Consider the following 3662-nt stretch of genomic DNA (forward strand, 5'->3'; position numbering starts at 1 on the left):
ACCGCCGTGTTGATGACCTTCTCCGAGCCCATCCCTTTCGATTCTATCGACAATCAACCGGTTGACCTGCTCTTTGCATTGCTGGTGCCGGAAAGCGAGTGCAAGCAGCACCTCAAGACTCTTTCCCGCCATCTCTGCGATCTCTTGGGAATACACATGCACAACACAGCGAAATGGTTGATGAGTCTCTCGGTCTGTGCCCTTCTGATGGCCTGCGGCGGTGACAAGACCACCGGCAAGGCCTGTCTCGGGTCAAACAACGACACCCTGGTGGAGGGGATGCAGGACAAGTGCAAGGCGGGGGACATTGTCGCCACCAAGCACCCGGCCTATTTCTGCGATTTCAACTACGCGGTCACCTTCAACAGCTACAACTCCGCGATTTGCGTCTACTCCGGCGGCCTGAAACCGGAGAGAACCACGGAAAAATCATGACTGGCGACCCATTTTCCCCGTCTGACACGAAGAGGGCGGCAGGATATGTGGTCAATGCCCGGGCGGCGGTGCCGCCCAGGCCATCCGGGGGCGGCTTATCCCCTATTTCACCCGCATCAGACGGTGATGCTGCCCGGCGCACTCGAGCTGAAGCACCTGGGATCGGGCCATGGCTTCCACCCTGGCCAGCATCTCGGCGCTGTAGCCCTTGCGACGCATCCATTGCAAGGGCTCCTCGAAGCCACCTTCGTTGACCACGAAGGTATCTGTGTAGGACTCCTTGACGATGCTGACCACCCAGATGCGCTGCTGAAACTCGCAGAGTCCGGCCATCAGGGTGGCCGCCCGCCCGGCAAGGGCGCGCACACGGCGGACAAGAAGATGAACCATGGTATGGGCTCCGAACTGATAAAAGGGAAAACAGACTGGCACCCGGGTGGACGCGCCACCCTGTGCCCTCTCAACCCGCCCCGCTGCTATCGCGGGGCAGACACCTGACTGGAAGGGGGCGGGTTACCGCCCTTCCCTGCGGCCCGGCGCTGGCGCTTGACCGCATACATGCTCGCATCAGACCGGTTCAACGCCTCCTCGACGCTGACCTCGGCCGGCATCACGGCCACCGCCCCCACGCTGGCACCGGGATAGTGAATCACCTTGTCCCCCACCGGCAGTGACAGCACGCTGTGCTCGAACAGGCGCTGGCGAAACGCCGCCACCGCCCCGTCTAGCGTGTCGGCGCCCGGGAAAGGCCCCATGCCCACGGCCACGAACTCGTCCCCCCCAAAGCGGGCCAGCAGATCGCCGCCGCGCAGGGTCTCGCTCAGTTGCCGCGCCATGGCGGTGAGCAGCCTGTCCCCCGCCTCGTGGCCATGCTCGTCGTTGATGGCCTTGAAGCCATCGAGATCCACAAAGGCGATGAGCACCGGATGCCCCGCCCGCTCCGACAACGAGAAGAGGCGGGTGAGCTCCAGCATCAGGGCGCGGCGATTGGGGAGCCCGGTGAGGGGATCGGAGAGGGCCAGGCGCGAGAGCTCGTCGTTGGCCTGCTGCAATTGCCGCAGCAGTTGCTCCCGCTCCACCTGTTCGGCAATCAGGTGCGCGAAGAAGGCGATGAGCTGCTGCGCCCCCGCCACCGCGGGCTTTTGTTCGGTACTGGCGCCGCACAGGGTGCCATAGAGGGAGCCGGTAGAGGTGCGCACCGGGCTGCTCAGATAGGAGCGAATGCCGAGCTCGCTGGCCGCCTGGGAGTCCCCCCACAGAGCGGCGACGTCGTCGGTGTAGCCAATCTCATCGTCGATGGCACGGCGACACAGGGTATCGCTCCACTCCACCGTCATCCCCTCGGGGATCTGCAGCCCGGCCGCATTGCGGGCAAACAGAACATGCTGGCTGCTTTGCCCGAGGTCAATCTCGGTGAGATAGGTCGACTCCAACCCGGTCACCGACTCCAGCATTTCCAGCAAAGGGCGGGTCAGACTCTCCAGATCCCGCGCCTTGATCACTTGCTCCGAGAGCGCCAGCAATAACTTGTCCATGCCTACCTCCACAACTGCGTGCATCTGATGGGCGACCACCTTAGCCAACTCGGGGCGGGCCCGACAAGCGGGAGACCACGATTGACCGGGGGAAAGATCGATTTGTTCACATTTTGGCATAACCGGACCCCAAGCGGCGTCGCCATGCGAAACACAGGGACACAACCCTGCCCTCGCCCCTGGGTGCCGGGTCGATTCCCGCCGCGTATTCGCCCACGGTCACCATCCCCTCTCCCCTTGAGGGAGAGGGTCAGGGTGGGGGGTCACTCACCGTCATTTGGCATGGCTACGCCGTAGGGTCGATTAGCGAAGCGTAATCGTCCGCAGTAACCATCCCCTCTCCCTTTCGAGAGAGGGCTAGGGTGAGGGGTCGGTAACGTCATTGCCTGGCGAATGCCGCCCCACGCCTGAATGGCATGGCTTCGCCGCGCAGGACACGAGGGCGCTGCCCTCGACGGGGTTTCGCCCGCCAGCCTCGGAGACTTCGGTTTGATCCTCTCCCCCCTTGCGGGAGAGGGTTAGGGTGAGGGGGTCGGTAACGTCATTGCCTGGCGAATGTCGTCCCACGTGTGAATGGCATGGCTCCGCCGCGCAGGACGCGAGGACTCCGTCCTCGACGGGGTTTCGCCCGCCAGCCTCAGCGACTTCGGTTTGATCCCCTCTCCCCTTGGGGGAGAGGGTCAGGGTGAGGGTCGGTAACGTCATTGCCTGGCGAATGCCGCCCCACGCCTCAATGGCACGGCTTCGCCGTGCAGGACACGAGGGCGCGGCCCTCGACAGGGTTTCGCCCGCCCACCTCGGAGACTTCGGCTTGATCCCCTCCCCCCTTGCGGGAGAGGGCTAGGGTGAGGGGTGGGTAACGGCATTGCCGGGTGCAATGTCGTCCCACGCCTCCATGGCATGGCTTCGCCGTGCAGGACACGAGGGCGCTGCCCTCGATGGGGTTTCGGCTTTGTCCCCTCTCCCCTTGGGGGAGAGGGTCAGGGTGAGGGGTGGGTAACGGCATTGCCTGGCGAATGCCGCCCCACGCCTCAATGGCACGGCTTCGCCGCGCAGGACGCGAGGACTCCGCCCTCGACGGGGTTTCGCCGCAGCTGCGCGGCTTGGCGAGTGACTTTTCTTTGCGTGGCCAAAGAAAAGTCACCAAAAGAAAGGCCACCCCCACTTGTTCGCCCTCCTGCGTCGGGTTCCCTCGGTTCAGGCAAAAGGTCTGGCGGAACGACGCAGACGGTACATCCCTGTACCGCCTGCGTCTGCGCCGTCGTCCATGACGGCGCTCCTGACCTTGTGCCCTCACCTCGGCGAACAACAGGGGGGCAACACCCAACCCGCAGCACCGAGGCCAGTTAATTGACCATGACCTTGTGTTTGCGGGGTCAGGGTCGGGAGGGCTGTTCTCTCAGAGCCAACCCCTCACCCACCCCATGGCGAGACCAGATTGTCGCACCTATGCAACAGATTTCATCAATATGGTTGCATAGGTGAAAAAATCATGGTGAATACAACTGCAAGCAGCAGATATCCCTATCGGGAAACGGCTGTATATAGACGGTCCAATAGTGAATCAGGGCGAGATCGTGAACATTTTGTTAAAAATTAAAAATAGTTTTTTGCCTACAAAACAAATACTTATAGGCCTGTGATATGCAGTTAACTTTATAGTCAGGATCGCCTTCACACTTTTTAATCGTC

2 protein-coding genes and 1 pseudogene are annotated in these 3662 nt (G+C 62.3%); 1 reads left to right on the top strand and 2 read right to left on the bottom strand.

Annotation, left to right across the window (positions count from 1 at the left end; translation table 11 throughout):
• Positions 1-126 (top strand): annotated as a pseudogene (locus C3418_RS23005) (PTS sugar transporter subunit IIA); the annotation flags it as partial.
• 411 nt (positions 127-537) lie between these two features.
• Here the strand turns inward: C3418_RS23005 and C3418_RS23015 are convergent.
• Complete coding sequence (locus tag C3418_RS23015; RefSeq protein ID WP_103859349.1) at positions 538-825, bottom strand: hypothetical protein; 288 nt, start codon at positions 823-825, stop codon at positions 538-540.
• 86 nt (positions 826-911) lie between these two features.
• Positions 912-1970 carry a sensor domain-containing diguanylate cyclase gene (locus tag C3418_RS23020; RefSeq protein ID WP_103859350.1) on the bottom strand — a complete coding sequence of 353 codons (1059 nt, stop codon included), beginning with the start codon at positions 1968-1970 and terminating at the stop codon, positions 912-914.
• Positions 1971-3662 lie beyond the last annotated feature (1692 nt).

The organism is Aeromonas sp. ASNIH8, assembly GCF_002919855.1.
Lineage (GTDB): Bacteria > Pseudomonadota > Gammaproteobacteria > Enterobacterales > Aeromonadaceae > Aeromonas > Aeromonas caviae.